17 protein-coding genes are annotated in these 20,541 nt (G+C 62.2%); 10 read left to right on the forward strand and 7 right to left on the reverse strand.

The genetic code is table 11. The annotated features are described in order from the left end of the window. Nucleotides 1-55 precede the first annotated feature (55 nt). Together modB and modA are read right to left on the reverse strand one after the other, a co-directional pair. Nucleotides 56-733, reverse strand: a complete 678-nt coding sequence (gene modB / locus ACLBWT_RS13055) for a molybdate ABC transporter permease subunit (protein WP_447663538.1) — start codon at nucleotides 731-733, stop codon at nucleotides 56-58. Further along, complete coding sequence (gene modA / locus ACLBWT_RS13060) at nucleotides 733-1,584, reverse strand: molybdate ABC transporter substrate-binding protein (protein WP_447663539.1); 852 nt, start codon at nucleotides 1,582-1,584, stop codon at nucleotides 733-735. Before modA ends, modB begins: the two co-directional genes overlap by 1 nt. A 150-nt stretch (nucleotides 1,585-1,734) precedes the next feature. Between modA and ACLBWT_RS13065 the strand changes: the two genes are divergently transcribed. The 4 genes from ACLBWT_RS13065 (at nucleotide 1,735) to ACLBWT_RS13080 (ending at nucleotide 5,244) form a co-directional block, all read left to right on the forward strand. After that, nucleotides 1,735-2,817, forward strand: a complete 1,083-nt coding sequence (locus tag ACLBWT_RS13065) for a substrate-binding domain-containing protein (protein ID WP_447663540.1) — start codon at nucleotides 1,735-1,737, stop codon at nucleotides 2,815-2,817. A 74-nt stretch (nucleotides 2,818-2,891) separates the two neighbouring features. Then, the gene (locus ACLBWT_RS13070) at nucleotides 2,892-3,059 is read left to right on the forward strand and encodes a hypothetical protein (protein WP_447663541.1); all 168 of its coding nucleotides are present in this window, start codon (nucleotides 2,892-2,894) and stop codon (nucleotides 3,057-3,059) included. A 4-nt stretch (nucleotides 3,060-3,063) separates the two neighbouring features. Beyond that, nucleotides 3,064-3,564 carry a DinB family protein gene (locus ACLBWT_RS13075; protein ID WP_447663542.1) on the forward strand — a complete coding sequence of 167 codons (501 nt, stop codon included), beginning with the start codon at nucleotides 3,064-3,066 and terminating at the stop codon, nucleotides 3,562-3,564. Between the two features lie 342 nt (nucleotides 3,565-3,906). Next, a complete protein-coding gene (locus ACLBWT_RS13080; RefSeq protein ID WP_447663543.1) occupies nucleotides 3,907-5,244 on the forward strand; it encodes an MFS transporter in 1,338 nt (445 codons plus the stop codon). 120 nt (nucleotides 5,245-5,364) lie between these two features. Here the strand turns inward: ACLBWT_RS13080 and ACLBWT_RS13085 are convergent, their stop codons facing one another. From ACLBWT_RS13085 to ACLBWT_RS13105, 5 genes are all read right to left on the reverse strand, one after another. Further along, nucleotides 5,365-6,240 (reverse strand): hypothetical protein, encoded by an 876-nt coding sequence (locus ACLBWT_RS13085; protein WP_447663544.1) that lies wholly within the window; start codon nucleotides 6,238-6,240, stop codon nucleotides 5,365-5,367. A gap of 320 nt (nucleotides 6,241-6,560) precedes the next feature. Continuing rightward, nucleotides 6,561-7,175, reverse strand: a complete 615-nt coding sequence (locus ACLBWT_RS13090) for a DUF975 family protein (protein WP_447663545.1) — start codon at nucleotides 7,173-7,175, stop codon at nucleotides 6,561-6,563. A 72-nt stretch (nucleotides 7,176-7,247) separates the two neighbouring features. Further along, complete coding sequence (locus ACLBWT_RS13095; protein WP_447663546.1) at nucleotides 7,248-8,141, reverse strand: hypothetical protein; 894 nt, start codon at nucleotides 8,139-8,141, stop codon at nucleotides 7,248-7,250. An 84-nt stretch (nucleotides 8,142-8,225) separates the two neighbouring features. After that, a complete protein-coding gene (locus tag ACLBWT_RS13100; RefSeq protein WP_447663547.1) occupies nucleotides 8,226-9,182 on the reverse strand; it encodes a TRM11 family SAM-dependent methyltransferase in 957 nt (318 codons plus the stop codon). Between the two features lie 55 nt (nucleotides 9,183-9,237). After that, nucleotides 9,238-10,578 carry a WYL domain-containing protein gene (locus ACLBWT_RS13105; protein WP_447663548.1) on the reverse strand — a complete coding sequence of 447 codons (1,341 nt, stop codon included), beginning with the start codon at nucleotides 10,576-10,578 and terminating at the stop codon, nucleotides 9,238-9,240. A gap of 146 nt (nucleotides 10,579-10,724) precedes the next feature. Between ACLBWT_RS13105 and ACLBWT_RS13110 the strand changes: the two genes are divergently transcribed. The 6 genes from ACLBWT_RS13110 (at nucleotide 10,725) to ACLBWT_RS13135 (ending at nucleotide 20,540) form a co-directional block, all read left to right on the forward strand. Then, the gene (locus ACLBWT_RS13110; protein WP_447663549.1) at nucleotides 10,725-16,025 is read left to right on the forward strand and encodes an S-layer homology domain-containing protein; all 5,301 of its coding nucleotides are present in this window, start codon (nucleotides 10,725-10,727) and stop codon (nucleotides 16,023-16,025) included. Between the two features lie 282 nt (nucleotides 16,026-16,307). Further along, nucleotides 16,308-16,988, forward strand: a complete 681-nt coding sequence (locus ACLBWT_RS13115) for a response regulator transcription factor (RefSeq protein WP_447663550.1) — start codon at nucleotides 16,308-16,310, stop codon at nucleotides 16,986-16,988. After that, nucleotides 16,985-18,406 carry a HAMP domain-containing sensor histidine kinase gene (locus ACLBWT_RS13120; RefSeq protein WP_447663551.1) on the forward strand — a complete coding sequence of 474 codons (1,422 nt, stop codon included), beginning with the start codon at nucleotides 16,985-16,987 and terminating at the stop codon, nucleotides 18,404-18,406. The genes ACLBWT_RS13115 and ACLBWT_RS13120 overlap by 4 nt, the downstream gene beginning before the upstream one ends. Before the next feature lie 4 nt (nucleotides 18,407-18,410). Further along, on the forward strand, nucleotides 18,411-18,752 hold the full coding sequence (locus ACLBWT_RS13125) for a hypothetical protein (RefSeq protein ID WP_447663552.1): 342 nt from the start codon (nucleotides 18,411-18,413) through the stop codon (nucleotides 18,750-18,752). Between the two features lie 142 nt (nucleotides 18,753-18,894). Next, nucleotides 18,895-19,830, forward strand: coding sequence for an ABC transporter ATP-binding protein (locus ACLBWT_RS13130; RefSeq protein WP_447663553.1), 936 nt, complete (start codon nucleotides 18,895-18,897; stop codon nucleotides 19,828-19,830). Beyond that, nucleotides 19,827-20,540, forward strand: coding sequence for an ABC transporter permease (locus ACLBWT_RS13135; RefSeq protein ID WP_447663554.1), 714 nt, complete (start codon nucleotides 19,827-19,829; stop codon nucleotides 20,538-20,540). The genes ACLBWT_RS13130 and ACLBWT_RS13135 overlap by 4 nt, the downstream gene beginning before the upstream one ends. The last annotated feature ends 1 nt before the right edge of the window (nucleotide 20,541 follow it).

A 20,541-nucleotide genomic window follows, 5' to 3' on the forward strand; every position in this document is an offset into this window, starting at 1 on the left:
ATGGAAAAGGCCGGGCAACGTCATGCGAATGACGTCGCCCGGCCTTTTTATGTGCCTATCGTTTCGCCGGCTTGCTGCCGGTGAAGAGCAGCAGCAGGAAGGAGATCAGGATGATGGCGGAGGTCCACGCCCATGCCATCGCGGTGCTGCCGGCGTCGACAGCTACGTAGATGGCAGTCGGCACGGTCTGCGTAATGCCGGGAATGTTGCCTGCGATCATGAGCGTGGCGCCGAACTCGCCGAGGCTGCGCGCGAATCCGAGCAGGAGAGCGCTGAGCAGGGACCGGGCAGCCAGCGGGAGGGCGACATGGCGAAGCAGCTGCGCCTCGCTTGCTCCGGCGGACCGGGCAGCCTGCTCCAGCTCCGGCTCGATGCCGGCGAAGCCGGTCTTCATCGTCTGGTAGACCAGCGGGAAGGAGACCACGACGGCCGCGACAACGGCGGCCCATGGCGTAAAGACGAGCGGAGCGGAGAATACCGCTTCGATCGTCTTGCCAAGGAAGCTGCGGCGGCCGAGCGCAACGAGAAGCACGAAGCCTACGACCGTCGGGGGAAGCACGAGGGGGAGCAGGAACGCGGTTTCAAGCAGCAGCTTCCCCCGAAACCTGGATCTGCTCATGAGCCGAGCGGCAGCCGTGCCGGCAGCGAGGGCGACAACGCTCGCCAGCAGGGCTACTTTCAGGGAGAGGATGACCGGCGGCCAAAACTGCTGCCAGTCTATCGATGCCGGCATTATTTCGGATCCGTGAAGCCGTAGTTCTTGAACACGGCCATAGCATCTTCGGATTGAAGATACGTATAGAACCGCTCAGCCTCGGGCCGATGCTTCGTCGCTTTGACGATGGCGGCGGGATAACGGATGGACGGATAGGATGCTGGATCCACTTCGTAGGCGACGGCTGCTTTGGCGGAAGACAGCGCATCGGTCCGGTAGACGAAGCCTGCATCCGCGTTGCCGGTTTCCACCGCCTGCAGGACGGCTTTTACATCCTTGGCCTGGACGAGCTTGTCCTTCAGGGCGTCCCACTGGCCGGCCTTGGCTAGTGCTTCCTGGGCGTATTGTCCAGCCGGGACGCTCTCCGGAATGCCGATGGCGATCTTGCTGAATGCCTGTCCGGCGAGCGCATCGAGGGAGGAGATGTTTGGGCTGGCCTCCTTCGGCACGATGACGACAAGCGAATTGCCGAGAAGATCGCGGGAATCCTCTGCGGCGACGAAATTTTGATCCACGAGCGCCTTCATGTTTTTGGACGAAGCGGACAGGAACAGGTCGGCGGGAGCCCCCTGTTCGATCTGTTTCTGCAGGGTGCCGGAAGCGCCGAGGTTGAAATGGAGGGAAATGCTTGGATGGGCGGCTTCGAAAGCGGTCTTGATCTCGTCCAATGCTCCGGTCAGGCTGGCCGCCGCGGATACCGTCAGCTCGACGAGCGGGACGGAAGAAGCTGGCGGAGAGGCGGATGCGGAGGTGCCGCCGCTGCTGTCCGGCTGCGTATTGGTTTGCTTGCTGCCGCAAGCGGCGGCAACCAGCAGCATGAGGCCGGCAAGAAGGAACAGGATAGGTTTAATTTTTTTTGATCTCAGCATTTCCTCTCACTCCAAGTATGGTCTTATATGGTCTTGTTATAATTAGGATGATTATATATAGAGGCAGTGAAGCTGTAAATCCCTAAACCGGCTTCATCCGCTATAATAAACAGCATAGAGCGATAGCGGGACAAAAGAGGAGATCAAGTCATGACTCAGGAACCATCCTATACGGTGGAGGAAGTGGCCCAGCTGCTTCGCATCTCGAAGCTGACCGTCTACGACCTTGTCAAAAAAGGCCGGCTTCCCGCTTACCGGGTAGGGAAGCAGATGCGCGTGGACGCTTCCGATCTGGAGGCCTATAAGGCTAAATCCAAGAGCCAGACCGCCTTCCTGGGTCTCAAGGATACGGCGGGATTCGCTGGGGCGCAGGACAATCCGGGCGGGGATGATGCGGCGAGCGGGGCTTCGGGTGTTCGCCGGCACGGGCCGGAAGACAGGAACGGTGGGATTCCCGGCGGAGATATCCGCTCCGGGCAAGGCTCTTCCTCTGTGAATGCGGGCAGAGCTTCTTATGCGGGGACTCCGCAGCATCAGCTCGTCATCACCGGACAGGACATCAGTCTCGATCTGCTGACTTCCTTCATGGAGAAGGCGACCGGATCCAGGCCGCTGCGCTCCCATGCCGGCAGCTTGGACAGCTTGATCCAAATGTACAAGGGAGACGCGGATATCGTGAGCACGCATCTATGGGATGGGGATACGGGACAGTACAATCTCCCGTATATCACCCGCATTCTTGCCGGGTTCCCGCTGCTTGTGGTGAACCTGCTCGTTCGCCGCGCGGGCTTATACGTACAGCCGGGCAATCCGCTGGGCATTTCCGGATGGGCCGATCTGGCCAGGCCGGGAATTCGTTTCGTCAACCGGGAGCGCGGCTCGGGAGCCCGAGTGCTCGTCGATGAGCAGCTGCGCCTGCTCGGTATTCCTCCGCATAGCCTCGAGCAGGATGGAAGAGTCCAGAACAGCCATCTTGGAGTGGCGGCCAAGGTGGCATCCGGCGAGGCGGACGCGGGAATCGGGATGGAGAAGGCGGCTTCGATGGTCGGGAACGTGGAGTTCATCCCGCTGATCCGCGAACGCTACGATCTGGTCGTGGTCAAAAAGCCGGAGAACGCTCCGTGGATCGGCATGCTGATGGATATTCTTCAATCGGAAGCGTTCCGAAGGGAACTGGGCGCCATTACGGGCTGCGACAGCTCCGAGACGGGCAAGGTGTGGCTCGATTCCTGAAACGGGAAGCTCGGTCCGGCAGCCTTTGACGGTCAAAACGTCGCCGTCGGCAACATCGGTGAATAGTGGCAGAGATGCTGGCTTCCATGCGGGAAGAGCCTATTTTCAAGGAAGAAGCTTCAGGCAAGCTTCCAGAAAGCTTACAGAAAGCTTCCAGAAAGCTTCAAGAAAGCTTCAAGAAAGCTTCAAGAAAGCTTCAAGAAAGCTTCAGGAAAAAGATGGTCTTGAAGGGAGCGCCATAAGTCCATGACTTATTCGGATCTAATCAAGTCTTACATCCATGATCTGCAGAGATATACGACGGAGCAGCTGCGCTGTAAATCCGCGGAAGAGGTCTGGTCGCTCGGCCAGATGTACGATCATTTGATTGCTGCGGCTCTTGATTATATGGACCAAGTGGAGGAATGCGCTTCCGGAGGCGAGGAGGATACGGCAGGGAAGACGGAGGCAGGCGAGCGGCTGTTTGCGCTCGGAGGCTTCCCGCCGGTTAAAATCAAGCTGCCTGACGGGCCGTCCAACACGCCTGGCAATTCGGACAGCCAGGAAGAGCTGGCGCGCAGGCTGGAGCATGTTCTGGAACTGATGAAGGAATGGGAGAAGAAGCTGAATCGGATCAATCCGGACAGCAAAGTCAGACATGGAGGATTCGGCTGGCTGAACGCCCGGGAGTGGTTCGACCTGTCCGGCATGCACTTCCGTCATCATCGGGCCCAGCAGAGGGAGCTGGAACAAAGGCTTGGGCTGTAGGCCGAGCATAAAGCCGAAAGAAACGGAGCAGAAAGAAACGGATAGAGTAGATCTGCAGATCGCGAGGAAGTTGCAAAGCGGCAGTTCAGGGAGCGCAATCCCGGGCTGCCGCTTTTTTTATATGGACTAGCGCGCTAGACGGCTATGCTTATCGCGCCAAACGGACCATGATCGAAGGCAAGCGTATATGCCAAATCGAATACGTGGGCGCAGAAGCTCTCGCCGGAAATCGTTGACATTACATGGAGTGTACAGCTATGATGACTTTATAAAGGTATTTATTTCAAAAGTAGAGGATTTGTCTATTCGATCGTCCTCCGTCAACGAAAGAGAGGCAGGAAGATGCCCCATCCCAAACTATTCCGGCTGCTGTGGGCCGGACAAAGCCTCTCCAATCTTGCTGATGCGCTGTATCTGCTGTCGGTCGTCACGATGGTCTACAAACTGACCGGATCGGCGCTGTTCTCCGCATTCGTGCCGTTGTGCCGGGTTGCAGGCCAGCTGGCCTGCGGAATCATGGCACCGCTGATCATGGACCGGTTCCGGCTTACGTCGCTGATCAAACTGTCCCAGCTGATGCAGGTCGCCTTGTTCGCCGTACTGGCTCTGGCGGCGGCGAATATGAGCGTCAGCGGAATACCGATTGCTCTGCTCCTCATTGCCCTGCTGTCGTTTACGGATGGCATTACGACGCCGGTCCGCAATTCGCTCGTCCCCTTGTATGCAGGCAAAAACGAGCTGATGAAAGCCAACGGGCTGATGTCCACGACCGACCAGACTGTCATGATGCTTGGCTGGGCAGGGGGCGGCATGCTTGTCACCTGGCTGGGAGGCGGCACCGTCATGGGCCTGACCCTTGCCATGTATGCCGGGGCGCTTGTGCTGACCTTGCAGCTCAAGGAGCCGGCAGTTCCTTCAGCTTCTTCGCCTGGCCAAAAGGAACCTGACCCGGCAGGGGTTTCAGACTTCGAGGCGGCGGCCGGCCTGCCGGAGCTTGGCGACAGCGGAGTCCGGAGCGGCGGCCAAAAGATCGGCGCCTGGGCGTCGGTCAAGGAAGGCTGGCAAAACATTTGGCGCAACAAGACCCTGCGGCTGCTCATTGTGATGGATACCATCGAAGGCACGGTCGGGGCGGCCTGGATCGGCGCGCTCATGCTCGTCTATGCGACAGAGCAGTTGGGCCGGGGGACCGAATGGTATGGAATCATCAACGGGGGGTATTTTGCCGGCTGCATCATCGGCGGACTGCTCGTCGTTGCCTTCACCAAACGCCTGATGCGAAGGCCGGCTCTGTCCATCATGGCCGGAGCGGGTCTGATGGGCCTGATGACGCTTGCTTATGCCGCGACGGAATCGCCATGGGTCGCGCTGCTGCTGGTCATCCTCATGGGGCCGCCTCAGCAGCTCCGCGAGGTGACGCGCAGAACCGTCTTCCAGAGCGCCTGCCCTCCGGAACAGCTCCCCAAAGTGATGAGCGCCGAAAATACGCTGGTGTACTCCCTGTTCGGCTTGTCGGTCGTTCTTCTGTCCTGGCTGGCGGACCGATGGGGCATCGCGGCCGTCTATGCCATGACGGGAGCCTTCTATCTGCTGACGGCCTGCCTGGCCGGGCTCAACCGAAGCAGGCTCCAAGGGCAGGCAGCTGCTCTGTACGGGGCATCCGACGCCGGACAAACATAGGAAATAACGGCTCAATCCGTAAAGCCTTCAGGCCATCGGGGAAGAACAATTCCGGGGCATTTCGGGTATGGCGCTGATCTTAATAAGGGCAGGAACAGTGATTCCTGTACTCCTCGGCTGTCAGGCCAGAACCTGGATGCCTTGGGCCGCAAGCTGTTTCTTCACGTCGGCAGCGACGGATGCGCTTCGAAGCTCCAGATCGACGATGGCCTGCTTGTGGGCGAGCAGCTGCTTGGCATAACCGTTCATCATCTCCAGCGATTTCTCCACGACGGCGGCATCGCTCTTGCGTGCGGCGGCTCCAAAATCCTTGAGGGCTGCTGCTGCGGCGGATTCGGGAACTTTGGCAGCGGATTGGCGGGATCGGATAGCGAGAGAGAATTCGTCCATTCCTCCCAATGTCTTGCGTGCGGCATTCATTTTGCGGGTACGCTCTGCACGGACGGCTTTCAACTGATCCTCCTGGATCCGGATCTGCTGCCGGGCCAGCTGAACGGCGGCCTTCATCGTATCTGCCTGCATGCGGGCCAGCTTGGCCAATTCCTTGCTGCCGTACTTGGAGGCTGCGCTTGCTTGATGGTTCATGGCCGTATAAGCCGCGTACAAAGGCTCGTAAGCGGACCTCGCCTTCTTCACAGCGGCTTCTTGCTTGGCAACGCGGTCGGTGTCAATCGAAGGAATCGACTTGCGGATGGCGGCAGCGTCCTGGCCGTTGCGAAGATGGAGCTCGGCGGCACGCAGGCTTACTTCCTCCAACTGGGCGGTGAGCGAGACGTAAGCGCCGTAATGGGCATTCAATCTGGCTGCCGCAGGAGCTGCTGCGGCGGCAGCCGTCCGCTCGAAGGCGCTCTTGGCTGCGGAACTCACGGCGAGAGAAGCGGCAGCTGCCGGGGACGGGGCCGCAAGCAGCATGAGTGCAGCAACGAGGGCGGCGGCAGCCGAGCTTGCGCGCCGCCAGCCCGAAGCGCATAAAGACGGAAAAATGGTCGTTGACATTCCAATCTCCTCCTAATTCCGCACGAGTCATAGAACGCGAAAAAGCACCGCAGCAAGCAGCTCTCTAGGAGAGCCGCAGGCTGCGGTGCTTCCGCATGTTCCTACACATGTCGTACGATCGTATGTTCTAAATTTAAGGCTGAAAAACGGAAATGTCAAGCTAAATTCAAGAAATTGTGCACAGGCTTCTTCAACGGCTTGCGTCAGATGGAAGGAGTCTCCTCAGGTTTTCTCGTCGTTCACGCCTGTTCGGTCCTGTTCATGCCTGTGCATTCCTCATAACGGGATGGCCGGATCAGGACAACGAGGGCAAGGACAGATCAAAAAGTGCCGGGCACAAGAGGCTCCTCGGTCAGCTGCCGGTAAAATACCGCAGCAGAAGCCGAGACGTAAGGCATCAGCCACAACAGGCCGAGCCCGAACGGAATCACGGCCAGGATGGCCCAGCCGAGGAAGCTGAGCTGGAGCACGAAAAGCCGCCATTTTTGGCCAATCATCAGCTGCTTGCTGCGGTCCAGCGCCTCGAGCACTCCCGTCTCCGGATTGTCGGCTAGAATATAATAGGCCTGGGAGTAGCGGTATGCCGCGATAATACCGGGTATGACCAGAAGCAGCGTCCACAGAAACACGAACAACGCCATCAGCAGATAGAGCCCGAGCGCTTTGCCGTAGTAGCGAAAGCCGTCAAAGACCATTCCGACGGCGATTTCCCGCCTGCGTACGAGCGCAAGGTAAAAGAGAACCGAGCCGAGCGCGAGCGGACCGGCGACAAGCAGCTCGAGAAGCCCTCCGAACCTGCCGAACTCCTGCAGGATGAAGCTGACCAGCACCGGAATGGCGCTGACCGCGATCGCCCGGCCCCAGCTGCCGGACAGGGCGGAACGGGCCTCCGCGCGAATCTCCGCCCGGGACAGATAAGTGTGGGAAGAAGACATGGAATTCCCCCTTCGTGTAAGGTGAATGTCTTCCCCAGCTTATTCAACGCCGCCCGAGCTTAGAAGGCAATCTCACAGCCTGCCGTATGCGCGCAGCGTAAGCAGGCGCTGGAGCGTGACGAAGCCCCGCCATTCCATCTCCGCCGCCGGACTCAAGGCAGGGAAGGACATCGGCCAGCCGCCGTCCTCCTCCTGCTCTCTTTCCATCGCATCCAGATGCTCCTCCACGGCAACATCCTCGATGAATTTCCTCGCGTAAGCATTCGGCTCCGGCGCCCAGTCCAACACTTTGTGGACGTAGCCTTCGGCATGGAAGTCCAGGCCGATGACGCCCGGCTTCTGCAGCCAGGCATCCAGACGGCGCAGCAGCGGCTCGGCGCGTTCCCGGTCGGGAGCCGCGTTCAGGAAAGCGATCCAGTGGACGCCTTCGTGGTAGCCTTGCGGCTCCCGATCCGGATCCCTCTCCAGCATCCTCCACACCGACCGTTCGGCTGCCTGGAACCAGTCCTGTCGGGCAAGTTCTGTCCAGCCGCTGCGGTAGAAGAGCCCGAGCAGCGTGCCAGTCGGGTTGATGGAGGGGACGGAGGTATCCAGCCCTTGCCACCAGGGGGAGAGCGGCCAGCCGGCCGCATCGCCGCGAATGATGGGCCAACCTCCTTGGGGCAGTGAAGCGGCCTCCAGCCACCGCGTGATGCCGTCCTCCAGCTGCTTGTCCCTCAGACCGGTCTCGGCGATCACATCCAGGGCAGCCTCCAGCGGCACGGGCTGGCTATGCGGGCAGCGAATGTCAGGCTCAAGCGCATGGCCAAAGCCACCATCCGGGTTCTGGTAGGCTTTCAGCGCCTGCAGGACGGCTTCGGCGGAGCCTTCCTCCCAGTGGAAGCGGAAGCGGAGGCGGTCGATCAGACGGGCGTTCAGAAGCAGAAAGGAACGGGCTTTTTCCAGCGATGCAAAATGGGACGGCATACAGGAATCCTCCTCGCAAATTGAGTTCGGCCCCAGTATACCGCCTTCATCCTGACAGCATGGATGTCATGAATTTCTTGGCGATCAAACGCAAAGATGCAGAAAACGCACGAAGCTGCCTTTGGTCAGGCGGCAGGTCTCGCGGATGGAGAAGCCGGCCTCCCGGATGAGCGGCTCGATCGGCTCGGTCGTCAGGATGACGGCCCGTCCCGCCAGCTGGCGCAGGGAGGCAAGCATCTCCAGCTGCTCCTCCGGCGGCGACACGGAGCAGAGATTATAGGGCATGTCGAGCAGGGCGGCGTCGTAATGCCCTTCCAGGCTGCGCATGTCCGCGATCTGGACCAGCTCTTCGGGATAGCCGAAATGCCGCAGATTCTCGCGTGCCCCGACCGCCGCGAGCGGATTGAGGTCGCCGCCCCGGATGTCGATGTCCATCGAGAGAGCTTCCAGCAGCACGGTGCCGATGCCGCAGCAAGGATCGAGCGCGCGTGCGCCGGAGACATCCGGCACCGCGATGTTGACGGCGGCCCGCGCCGCCCGGGCGGGCAGCGCCGTGGAATACTGGCGCGGCTTGGCGTTCTGCCGCAGCCAGACCGGCTCGGCGGAAGCCATCTCGCCGCACAGCCAGCGGCCGTCCAGCAGCGCGACGCCGAACACGGTCTCCGGCCGGCGCAGGTCCGGCTCTCCATGGATGGCCAGCCCGAGCTGCCTCTCCAGAGCAAGGCGGCCTTCATTGTCGGGCTGGCCCGGCGCACCCGTCTTGGCGTAGCGCACGCGGAAGGTGCGTTCGCCGGCGGACAGGCCGGCCGCCCGCTCCAGCAGCTCCTCCGGGGAAGCAGCGTCGATCTCGACCGCGAGGCGCTGCTTCAGGAATGGACTGCGGCTCGGATCGAGCCGGCGGCTGTGGATGAAGGCATCCGCGTCGGACGGCAGAGTCAGTCCGGGGAAGAGACAGCGAAGCTCCAGGGAGCAGAGCTCGGCCTCGGATTCGTGGCAGGCATAAGTATAAAGATAACGAAGGATTTCGTCGCTAGCAGGCATAGAGTATCGGTTCCTTTTCGTCGTCAGGCATGAGGAAGGCGGAATCTCCCGTTTGTCAGGAGCATCCGCGATCGGAATCTTCATTGTACCTCTCCAGCACGGAGGCCGCCATAGAGGCGACAGCCGCCCTCAGCTCGGGGGGCGACAGCACCTCCGCATCCAGTCCCATTCCGTAGAAAAAGCGGATCGTCCATGTCCATTCGGTAGCCGGGCAATCGAAGCGGAGCTCCCATTCCTCATCGCCGATCTGCTCCACGAGCTGGCCGACATGCTCGTCCTGCTCGGCCAGCAGGGAGCCCCGGTAGGTGAGGCGGACCGCGACGGGAATGGCGCTGCCGACAGGGCATGCGGCAGCCGGCATGGAGGAGGGGGAGCGGGAGCATACGCTGTCCCCGGCAGGACCGCCGCTGCAACAGGCGGCGCCGTCTCCAGCGTTCCCATGCGCTGCAGCATGGCTGCCTGCGGGCGATGCGGGTACTTCAGCAGCGGGGGCCTCCGTCTCGTTGGCAGTCGCGCCGCCGCCGTCTGGCTCGCCGCCGGAAGCCGCGCCGCGGCTGGCGCCGTCTGGCTCGCCGCCGGAAGCCGCGACGCCACCCGCGCAGGCTGGTTCGCCGCCGGAAGCCGCGACGCCGCCGGCGCAGGCTGCCTCGCCGCCGCAGGTCGCCCTGCCGACAGATGCCGTCGCACCGCCAGCCCCGGCTGCGTCCTCTATCGCGCCTCGAGGCGCCTCCCGGCAATCCGGCGCCCCCAATCCGGGGCTGCCGGCTTCACTGCCCTCCTCCAGCGGCTGCAGCTCGTCCATCCGGTCGACCCGGAACGTCCGGGCTTCGCCATGCAGAGGCGAGAACGCCTCGCAGTACCAGAACCCATGCGCCGCATACACCCGCATAGGATGCAGCTCCAGCCAGCGCCGGCTCGTCTGGGAGCGGTACAGCGTCCGCAGCCTCCGCGACTCGGCGAGCAGCTCCAGCAGGAGCGGGAGCATAGGGGAGCGGACGCTGCGCCGGGGCACCTCCAGATGCATTTTGCCCAGAATCGGCTCGACCTGCTTCAGCGTCTCCTCCGGCAGCAGAGCCCGGATCTTGTCCAGCACCGTCCAGCGCTCCCGGTTGAACGGGCTGTCGCCGAAGCGGGTAACGGCATGCAGCGCGAACAGCGCCGTCAACGCCTCCTGCGCGTCGAGCTGGAGCGGCGGCAGCCGGTAGCCATCCATCAGGCGGAAGCCGCCGCCGGGGCCGGTGGCGGAATAGAGGGGGACGCCCATTTCAGACAGCGACTGCATGTCTCTCAGTATCGTCCGCACCGACACCTCGAACCGTTCCGCGAGCTGCGCGGCCGTATAGGAATTGCGCTGCAGCGCGATCAGCAGGGCGATCAGACGGTCACTGCGGTTCATAGGCTACCAGCTCCTTTACCGTTTCTACACTTCGGGTTGACGCCTGATTTACAAATCTTCGATACCCTAGTTCCATTATGGTTTTTGAGAGAGCAACTATTATTGAAGCCTGCGGCCATCAGCCGCCGGGGAATGGAGTGAAGGCGTTGACAGCAGCTAGAACAGGCAAGAGCGGAGACATCGGCAGATGGCTCAGGCGGGTATTCCGTCGAAATGGAAAGAGGGCGGGAGCGGCCGCGCTGGCGGTCAGCCTGTCGGCGGGCATCCTGCTTCCTCCGGCTGCTTACGTCGTGCACGCTGCCGCTGTTCCCGGAGTTCCTCCCGTCATCGTGACGGAAATCGTTCCGGATAATGTCGGCACCGACGACTACGAGTTTTTTGAGCTGCACAATACGACCGAGCTTTCCCAAATGGTAACCGATTCGGTCTATTACCGCTACACCGACTCCAGCGGCAAAGCCGACGTCAAGTTCACCATGCCTGCGGGGACGGCGCTCCTTCCCCATGAGACGAAAGTGTTCTGGTACAACAGCAGCGGCAAGACGCTGGCGGACTTCAGCGGACATTTCAAAACCTCCTTGAGCAGCAGCCAGGTTGTCGAGGTCGGAGGCTTCACCGGCTTCGCGAACGGCGGCCAGCGGGCCGTCGTCTTGAAGACGGACGGCGCCGACACCGCCTGGGCGGCCTATCTGGGAACGGATGTCGCGGCAGGGCTCGGCGTCCAATACCAGGCCGACTACAAGCCGGAGGAGATCAAGCTGGAGCTGAAGAGCCCGCCGACACCGGGGTCGGTGAAGCCGGAGCAGCTGTCTCCGCCAGGGCAGCCGCCGGTCGAGCCGCCGGTCCAGCCGGACAAGCCGGTCATCCGTCATCAGGCGCCCGCAGCTGCGGACGGCGGGGCTGATCTCAAGCTGACAGCCGCGGTGGAAAGCGCTGAAGGGACGGCAGTACCGACCGCAGCGGGAAGCGTCTATTACCGGACGGTCACCGACCAGGTCTACGCCAGCGTTCCGCTGACGGCGGAAGCCGGAGGAGCCTCGCTGTCGGGAACGGTTCCGAAGGATGCGCTGAAGGAGAGCAACCTCGTGTACTACATCCAGGCGGACAGCGCGGCGGGAGCCGTCAGATCGGATACATACACCGTACCGGTGAACGAGCTGAAGCCTGACCCGCAGAAGCTGCCCGAGCTGCTCGTCACCGAGGTCGTGCCGGACAGCACCAACGTCGGAAGCAGCGACGGCTACGAGTTCGTGGAGATCTACAACAATACGGACCAGCCGCTGAGCTTCGACGACTACAAGCTGTATTACCGCTATACGGACAAAGGCCCTTCGGCCGACCTGACCTGGCCTTCCAAGCCGGAAAATATCGTTATTCCGGCCCGCGGCACGATCGTCCTCTGGGTGATCAACGGGCCGAACGCCGCCCTGACGGCGGCGGACTTCAATGCCAATTACGGAAGCTCCCTCGTCGAGGGCGTCAATCTGTTCCGCATGGAAAATTCCGGCATGGCCAACGGAGGCCTCAGAGGTCTTGTCGCGGGCACGAACACGCATGAGGATATATCGGCCGCCTACTATGTGAAGGAAGATGTGGCCGTCAACAAAGGCATCCTCTATCAATATCCCGGAGACGGCGGCACGGTCATGCGCAAAGGCTGGCCGGGACTAGAAGCCGCCACGCCGGGAAGGGTCAAGGACTGGCAGGTCCCGTCCGTGCCCGTCCATGTCGCCGCCGACGCCGAGCCGCCGGCCGTCCGCGATCTGACGGGCGCCGCCGAGGCGGATCAGGCCCGCGATCTGGACATCAAGCTGGAGGCGGCGGACAACAACCGCGTCAAGTCGGTTCGCCTCTCCTTCCGGACGGACCGCCAGCAGACGCCGACGACCGTGTATTTGACGCAGGATTACAACGATACCCTGTATCATCATCCGATCTCCTCCGCCGAGCTGATCGGCAAGAAATACCTGGAATACTCGGCCGATGTATCCGACGGGCAGAATGTGACGTCGCTGCCGGCAGTGCTTATTCCCGTCACCGGAGGAGCGGAGCAGGCCGCGCTGCGGCTGAACGTCAAGGACGGCCAGTTCGTGAAGGGCGTGCATACGCTCAAGGCAACGTCGGAGACCGACGCCCCCGAGCAGCTGCAGCTGTCCGTCGACGGGCAGACGGTGACCCAAGGAACCTATGCCGCGCTTGAGCATGACGCGTATTTCGCCTTCGAGGCGACTGCGGTGGACTATTATTTCAAAAATGCGGTTACGATCGGCGATGAGATCCTCTATACGTTCATGGATCCGATCCCGTCCTGGAAAACGCTCGTTTATCCGATCGACAGCTCCAGGCTGAAGGCGGGCGCGAACGGCATCTGGATCCGCGCCGGCTCCAAGTCGGGTCCGTTCGACGATCGTCCGGAAGAGAACAAGGACGACTTTCAGATCCGCAACGTCCGCCTGATTCTGGCCGACGGGACGGAGCTGTACGATCCGGCCTATGCCGATCGGAGCAAGGAAATCCTCATGGGCGATTCCGCCGGCAAGCATGTCGGGCTGGAATTCAAGTTCGCCCTGCAGCAGGAGCAGCTTCGCTCCAAGACGCTGCCTTGGGATACGACGCTGCTGAAGGACGGCAAGCATGTCGTGGCGGTCAAGGGAGCCTCGGGGCAGGCAGCCGCGAATGTGATGGTGGACAATACCGCTCCGAGCATCGTTCCTTCCGTCCAGGAAGGCCAAGTGTACAGAGGGGCGTTCAAGCTGGATGCGGCCGTCACCGACGCCGGCTCCGGCATCCGGGCAGGCTCGGTCGAAGCGCTGCTGGACGGCAAGGCGATCGCCGTTCCGTACGAGACGTCCTCCGCCAAGCTGCAGGCGGGCGGCCATACGCTGCTGATCCGCGCCGAGGACAACGTCGGCAACAAGTCCGAGCAGCGGGTCGCTTTCTCCGTGCCGGCCGAAAACCCGCTGCTGCCGGAGCTGCTGGCTCCGCTGGACGGCTCCGTCGTGGAAGGAGCTTCCGCAGGGCTGAAGGTGCGCGCGTCTGATCCCGAGGGCGACAAGCTGACCGTAGGCTTCTACAAGGGCTTTGCGTACGGCGCTTCCGAGACGTCTTCGTTCCAGGCGTTCTCCGGCGCGGCCGACACCGAGCCGCCGCTCGTCCTGAAGCCGGAAGGCGAAAGGGAACTGACCAAGGAGGAATACGCCGCAATCGCCGGCGGCGAAGGGGACAAGCTGACCAATGATTCGACGCAGCAGTTCCCTTATCACCGCTTCGAGGTGAAGCTGGACGCCGCCGTCAAGGCTCAGGACGAGGTCGTCCTGGAATGGAAGGGCAGCTCGCTGTCCGGCCGCAAGGTGTCGTTGTACGCCTGGAGTCCTTCAAGCAAAGCTTGGAAGCGTCTGGACCAGGCCATCGCCGGCGGGGAGGATTTCTCCCTGCAGGCATCCGTTCCGGCGGGAGACTACGCTACAGGCGGCATGCTGAACGTCCTTGTCCAGGACGAGCTGCCCGCCAAGCAGGATCCGTACGACTTCTCCTTCGTCTGGATGTCGGACACGCAGTATTACTCCGAGAGCTGGCCTGAAATCTACGAGGGCAACACGAAGTGGGTCATGGACAACAAGGATGCCATGAACATCAAGTACGTCATCCATACCGGCGATATCGTCGACAAGGCCGATAGGGAAGAGCAATGGACGAACGCGCAGAAGGCGATGAGAATGCTGGACGACGGCGGGATGCCTTACGGCGTGCTGGCGGGCAACCACGACGTCGGCCATCAGAACAACGACTACAGCAGCTACTGGAAGCATTACGGGGAGGACCGCTTCAAGGACCGTCCGTATTACGGAGGTTCGTACAAGAACAACCGGGGCCACTACGACCTCATCTCCGCCGAAGGCAATGATTTCATCATCGTCTACATGGGCTGGGGCATCGGCGAGGAGGATATCGCCTGGATCGACAGCGTGCTGCAGCAGTATCCGGAGCGCAAGGCGATTCTGGCGTTCCATGAATACCTGCTTGTCTCCGGCAACCGGGCTCCGATCGCCGACGACATCTACGAGCATGTCGTGAAAAACAACAAGAACGTGTTTGCGGTGCTCTCCGGCCACTATCACGACGCCGAGACGCTGGTCGACGAGATCGACGACGACGGGGACGGCAAGCCCGACCGCAAGGTGTACCAGATGCTCGCCGATTATCAGGGAGCGGAGAAAGGCGGCCTCGGCTATATCCGCCTGATGCAGTTCGATCTGAAGAACAACCAGGTGCACATCAAGACTTACTCTCCTTATCTGGACGATTACAACTACTACGATCCGTCGGAATATCCGGGCAAGGATGAGCTCGATCTGGATGTCGATCTGACCCCGGTCGTGAAAAGGGTCGCCACCGATTCCATGTCCGTGAAGGTCTACACGGCGGATCGGATCGGCGAGGCGCAGGCAGCGAGCGGCGCCGAGGCTTCGGCGGCATGGAACGGGCTTGAGGCCGGCCGCAAGTATCAATGGTACGCGGCGGCAAGCGACGAGTACGGCGGCTACGCCCGCTCGGACATTTGGAGCTTCCGTTCGGCAGGATATGAGGCAACGCCGACGCCGACGCCTTCGGAGCCTCCGGTGACGGAGCCTTCGGAGCCCCCGGCGGCAACGCCGACGCCGAAGCCTTCAGAGCCTCCGGTGACGGAGCCTTCGGAGCCTCCGGCGGCAACGCCAGAGCCGTCGCAGCCTCCTGCAGCGACGCCGGCGCCTCCGGTGACGGCTTGGCCGACGCCAACGCCGACGCCGACGCCAACACCGACGCCAACACCGACGCCAACACCGACGCCAACACCGACGCCAACGGGTTCCCCTTCGGCTTCGCCGACTCCGTCGGCAACGCCTGGCGCGACGCCGACTCCGAAGCCGGAAATGGAATTCAAGGATTTGCCGTCAACTCATTGGGCAGCCTCGGCCATTTCCCGGGCGGCAGTCCTCGGCATCGCGAGCGGCTACGGAGACGGCAGCTTCAAGCCTTCGGCGGGAGTATCGCGCGCCGAATTCGTGGTCATGCTAGGCCGGGCTCTCGGCTTGCAGGATGCAGCGAAGGGTCCGGGCTTCAAGGATCAGAAGGCGATTCCGTCGTGGGCTAGCGGCTACGTCGCCGCGGCCGTAGAAGCCGGCTGGCTGAGCGGCTACGAGGACGGCACCTTCGGGCCTGGACGTACGGTAAGCCGTGCCGAGATGGCCGTCATCGCGGCCAAGGCGATGGGACTCAAGGGCACGGGCAAGCCAGCCTTCGCCGACGCGGCCAAGCTGCCGCCGTGGGCGGCCGGTTCCGCAGCGGCGCTGCAGCAGGCAGGCCTGATCCAAGGGGTGGAAGGCAACCTCTTCGCGCCGGGACAGAATGTAACCCGCGCTCAAGCGGTGACGCTGATCTTGAATATGCTGGACAGCGGCAAGCTTTAATCTGCTGTGGGCAAACGATAGACAAAGACGATAGGTAAAGCGGTAGGTCTCGTTCATAGGTACAAGTGCAAGCCGGCTTCGTTGCGACGAAGCCGGCTTTTTTTTCATGGAAAGCTCCAATAGATCCATGCAAGCCGAATGGCGAAGCGGAAAAAAAGAACCTGTCGGCGGGACGGCTTTAAACGATTTTTAACTTTCCATGCGGCAAGGGCCGTTCTATCATGAAGGAATGGACTTGGAACGGGATGGGAACATGCTGAAGACGGACAGGAGGTGCGCCCGATGGCGGCACACGCAAGGATTCTCTACATCGAAGACGACGCCGAGATCGGCGCCTGGCTCGCGGACGATCTTGCCCGCAGAGGCTACGAGGTGACGTGGCTGCAGTCGGGCGAGATGGCGGAGGAGCATGCCGGAGCGGCCGACGTAGCCGTTCTGGACGTCATGCTGCCGGGCCTCGACGGCTTCTCGGTCGGCAGGAGGCTCAAGAAGCGGCGCCCCGAGCTGCCGATCCTGATGCTGTCCGCCCGCACGGCGGTCGAGGACAAGCTGCACGGCCTCGGCTTCGCGGACGATTACGTGACCAAGCCGTTCCATCCCGACGAGCTGGCCGCCAGGCTGGAGGTGCTGCTGCGCCGATCGGGGCAAGGCGGAGAAGAGGCGGTCCTCGTCGGCCATCTGGAGGTGCGCCCCCGGGAGCTGACGGTGACGGATTCCCGCAGCGGAGCAGAGATTGCTCTCACGCCCAAGCAGCTGCAGATTTTGCTGTACCTGCTTCGTCATGCCGGGCGCATCCTGACCAAGGATCAGATCTACGAAGCGGTCTGGGGAGAGCCGTATATGGAGGGGGACAAAACCGTCATGGTGCATATCCGGTACCTGCGGGAGAGAATCGAGCTGGATCCGGCCCAGCCGCGGATCGTGGAGACGGTCCGCGGCATCGGATACCGGGTCAAGCCGTGAAAAGGCTGTTCGGGGCCGCGCGCCGGCCGTCCCTGCTGGCTCGTTATCTCCTGATCATTTTGTCGGCCCTTGTCGTGCTGCCTGTCGCCCTGCTCATGGCAGGAACGGGATCGGTCGTCATCTCCGGGCTTGTCTCCCCCAAGGAGAGGGACAATCCGTATGCGGACACGAGCAGGCTGATCGAAGAGTGGCGCCGGGAGGCGGCCTCGCTCCAGCATGCCGATCCGGAGACGATCGTCCGCAGCCTGGAGTCGTGGCGCAGCCGCTATCCCCGGTCCAGCGTCTTCTGGGTAGACGGCGAAAGCCGTCTGCGGGCAAGCCTGCCCTTCAACGAGAACCTGCCCCAGCTGTGGTCATCCGTCTACACGGTGGCTTTCATGAAGGAAGCGGTCAACGGGACGAAGTATTCGGTCGTGGCTTTCATCGGCAAGGATGGCGAGCAGGGCTTCATGGCCATGCAGGTGCCGCGATATCTCACGCTGCCTTACGGACAGCGGCTGGGGATGCTCGGAGGAACCGCATATACGGCCGGAGCCATTGTCCTTCTGGGACTGTTCCTCACGGTCAGCTTCTTGTTCTTCAACCGCATCCGCAAGCGGCTGGTCAGGCTGCAGGCGGCGATGGAGCAGCCGTCGGGCAGCGGGCTGCCGCTGCCTGTGGAGGTGTCGGGAGCGGACGAGGTCGGCCGCCTGGAGGCAAGCTTCAACGGCATGGTTCGGGAGCTCGAGGCCGGACGCCGCCGCGAAGCCGAGGAGGAGTCGCTGCGGCGCGAGCTTGTCGCACGGCTGTCGCATGATCTGCGGACCCCGCTCACCGTCGTGCGCAGCCATGCGTACTCTCTGGAGCGGGAGCCGCTGAGCGGCCAGGGCCGCAAGTCGGTGGCGCTGATCGGCGGCAAGCTGGATTACCTGTCGCAGCTGATCGAGAATCTGTTCTCCTACAGCCTGCTGTCCGCGGGCAAATACGCCTACCGGCCGGAGAAGACGGATATCGTGCGGCTGGCGAGAACGCAGCTGGCCGCCTGGTATCCCGCCTTCGAGCAGGCCGGCATGGAATTGGAGCCGGATCTTCCGGATGCTCCCGTCTATTGGCATGCCGATCCTCACTGGCTGGAGCGGGTGCTGGACAATCTGCTGCAGAACGCCCTCCGGCACGCCTCTTCAGGAGGCTGGACGGCTGTCCGCATCGTCGAGGACGGGGGAGGCGGACTCATCATCGAGGATAAAGGCCCGGGGCTTGGCGGCGTCTCGCCGAACAAGGGAAGCGGACTCGGCCTGTCCATCGTGCAGCTGATGCTGAAGGAGATGGGTCTTCGCAAGGAAGTGAGCTCCGGCGAAGGAGGAACGACGATTGCGGTCAAGCCGGAACAAGGCAGCGTGAAGGCTCTGGTTTCGGTTCCGACAAAAGGAGATGAGTAAGTCCATGTACGTCAAAGTCTATTCCTACCGGATCAAGCCGGATAAGCGGCATGAATTTTTGGAGCTGCAAAAAAAGGCTGGAGAAAGATACGGAAGGGAACTGGTTTTCCGCACGCATTACTTGAACAGCAGCAGCGATCCCGATTCATGGATGGAACTGACCTGGTACAAGGATGAAGAGACGTATCGGAAAGGGATGCGGCAGCTGGAAGGAGATGAGGAGCTTAGCGGGCTGTTCCGTTCCTTCGAGGAGCTCTTGGCCGAGGGGACGGCAGTAGCCGAAATGGATTATGAGGAAAGACTGGTGCTGGAGGTCGGCCGTGCCTTGGAAGACGAGGAGAGCTGATCGGCCCATAAAAGCTTGGAGGAGCCGAGGGCGGCGAGCCCTCGGTTTTTTTCTTTCACAGCGCTTTTTAACCGCTTTTTAACCTTGTCCCGCCCCGGATTTTAACCTCGGCCCGTTACGATGGAGGCAGAGGTGATTCGAGATGAAGATGATGAGGCAAGCAAGCGGCTCCTGGCTGCTGGAAACGAAAGGCTTGACCAAGAAGCTTGGCGGCAAAGCGGTGGTCCGCGACGTGGACCTGCGGATCGGGGAAGGAGACATCTACGGCTTCCTCGGTCCGAACGGAGCCGGCAAGACGACGACGATCCGCATGCTGCTCGGCCTCGCCAAGCCGACGAGAGGAAGCGTGACGGTATTCGGCAAAAGCTTGGCGGCAAACCGGATGGACATTCTCCGGCATGTCGGCTCGCTGGTGGAATACCCGTCGTATTACGGCCATCTGACCGGTACGGAAAATCTGGAGGTCATCCGCAGGCTGCTCGACGTGCCCAAGGAAAGAATCGCCGAGGCGCTCTCGATCGTGCGGCTGGAGAAGGATGCCCGGCGCGCCGTCAAAGGCTACTCGCTTGGCATGAAGCAGCGGCTCGGCATCGCGGCCGCGCTGCTCGGCAACCCGAGGCTGCTCATTCTCGACGAGCCGACCAACGGCCTCGATCCGGCGGGCATCCAGGAAATGCGGGAGCTGATCAAAAGCCTTCCCGGCGAGCGGGGGGTGACGATCCTGCTCTCCAGCCATCTGCTCTCGGAGGTCGAGCTGATGGCGACGAAGGTGGGCATCATCAGCAGCGGCAGCCTGATCTACGAGGACAGCATCGCCAGCCTCAAGGCCAGGACGGCAGGCAGGATCCGGTTTTCCGTCAGCGAGCCGGAAGCCGCGTGGCAGCGGCTGCTGGAGCTCGGCTTTGAAGCCGAGCGCGACCAGAGCAGGCTGACGGTAGGCGGCGCGGCGGACCGGACGGTGGCCTCGATCGTGGCGGAGCTGGTCCGGCGCGGCCACTCTGTGTACCGGGTGGAAGAAGAGCGGTCTTCCCTCGAGAGCGCCTTCCTGGAAATGACCGGGACGGGAGGCAGCCTGTGATCGGCCGCATGCTCTCGGTGGAGCTGCTCAAGATCCGCCGCAAGCTGCTTTGGCTGCTCGCCGCGCTCGGACCCATCGGCGTCATCGGCCTGCAGGCCGTCAACTACGGCTTGCGCTACGACTATCTGATGAAGCTGTACGCCGACGATCCTTGGCGGGGGCTGCTGCTCCAGGCAGGCTCCTTGATGCTGCCGGCGCTGTTCATCGGCCTGGCGCTGGTCGCCTCCATGTCGGCGGGCATCGAGCATCAGGCCGGCGCATGGAAGCAGCTGCTCGCTCTGCCGGTTACCCGGCTGCAGGTGTTCGCGGGCAAAGTGCTGCTGTCGCTCCTGCTGCTGCTGGCCTCCTGCACGCTGCTCCTGCTGCTGACTCTCGGAATGGGCTTGCTGCTCGGCTTCGACTCGCACGTTCCATGGGCAGACATCGTCCGCATGTCTTACCTGCCCTGCTTGGCCGCTCTCCCCTTCATCGCCCTGCAGAGCTGGCTGTCGATCGTCATGGCGAATCAGGCGCTGCCTCTTACCGTCGGCACGCTCGGCATGGTGTTCTCCATGTTCAGCGTGCTGATGCCCGAATGGATGCCCTGGAGCTGGCCCGACCGGGCCGTACGCTCCGCCGACGCCCTGCAGGCCGCGGGCTCGGGCCTTGCCCTGGGCATGCTCGTGCTGCTGATCGGTTACGCCCATTTTGCCCGGAAGGACGTGAGCTGAC

The organism is Paenibacillus sp. D51F (genome assembly GCF_053345695.1).

Coding starts and splice junctions, on each gene's coding strand:
- ACLBWT_RS13065 (WP_447663540.1), top strand. CDS start 1,735: ATGACTCAGGAACCATCCTATACGGTGGAGGAAGTGGCCCAGCTGCTT.
- ACLBWT_RS13125 (WP_447663552.1), top strand. CDS start 18,411: ATGTACGTCAAAGTCTATTCCTACCGGATCAAGCCGGATAAGCGGCAT.
- ACLBWT_RS13085 (WP_447663544.1), bottom strand. CDS start 6,240: ATGTCAACGACCATTTTTCCGTCTTTATGCGCTTCGGGCTGGCGGCGC.
- modB (WP_447663538.1), bottom strand. CDS start 733: ATGCCGGCATCGATAGACTGGCAGCAGTTTTGGCCGCCGGTCATCCTC.
- ACLBWT_RS13130 (WP_447663553.1), top strand. CDS start 18,895: ATGAAGATGATGAGGCAAGCAAGCGGCTCCTGGCTGCTGGAAACGAAA.
- ACLBWT_RS13075 (WP_447663542.1), top strand. CDS start 3,064: ATGACTTATTCGGATCTAATCAAGTCTTACATCCATGATCTGCAGAGA.
- ACLBWT_RS13115 (WP_447663550.1), top strand. CDS start 16,308: ATGGCGGCACACGCAAGGATTCTCTACATCGAAGACGACGCCGAGATC.
- modA (WP_447663539.1), bottom strand. CDS start 1,584: ATGCTGAGATCAAAAAAAATTAAACCTATCCTGTTCCTTCTTGCCGGC.
- ACLBWT_RS13090 (WP_447663545.1), bottom strand. CDS start 7,175: ATGTCTTCTTCCCACACTTATCTGTCCCGGGCGGAGATTCGCGCGGAG.
- ACLBWT_RS13100 (WP_447663547.1), bottom strand. CDS start 9,182: ATGCCTGCTAGCGACGAAATCCTTCGTTATCTTTATACTTATGCCTGC.
- ACLBWT_RS13105 (WP_447663548.1), bottom strand. CDS start 10,578: ATGAACCGCAGTGACCGTCTGATCGCCCTGCTGATCGCGCTGCAGCGC.
- ACLBWT_RS13095 (WP_447663546.1), bottom strand. CDS start 8,141: ATGCCGTCCCATTTTGCATCGCTGGAAAAAGCCCGTTCCTTTCTGCTT.
- ACLBWT_RS13070 (WP_447663541.1), top strand. CDS start 2,892: ATGCTGGCTTCCATGCGGGAAGAGCCTATTTTCAAGGAAGAAGCTTCA.
- ACLBWT_RS13080 (WP_447663543.1), top strand. CDS start 3,907: ATGCCCCATCCCAAACTATTCCGGCTGCTGTGGGCCGGACAAAGCCTC.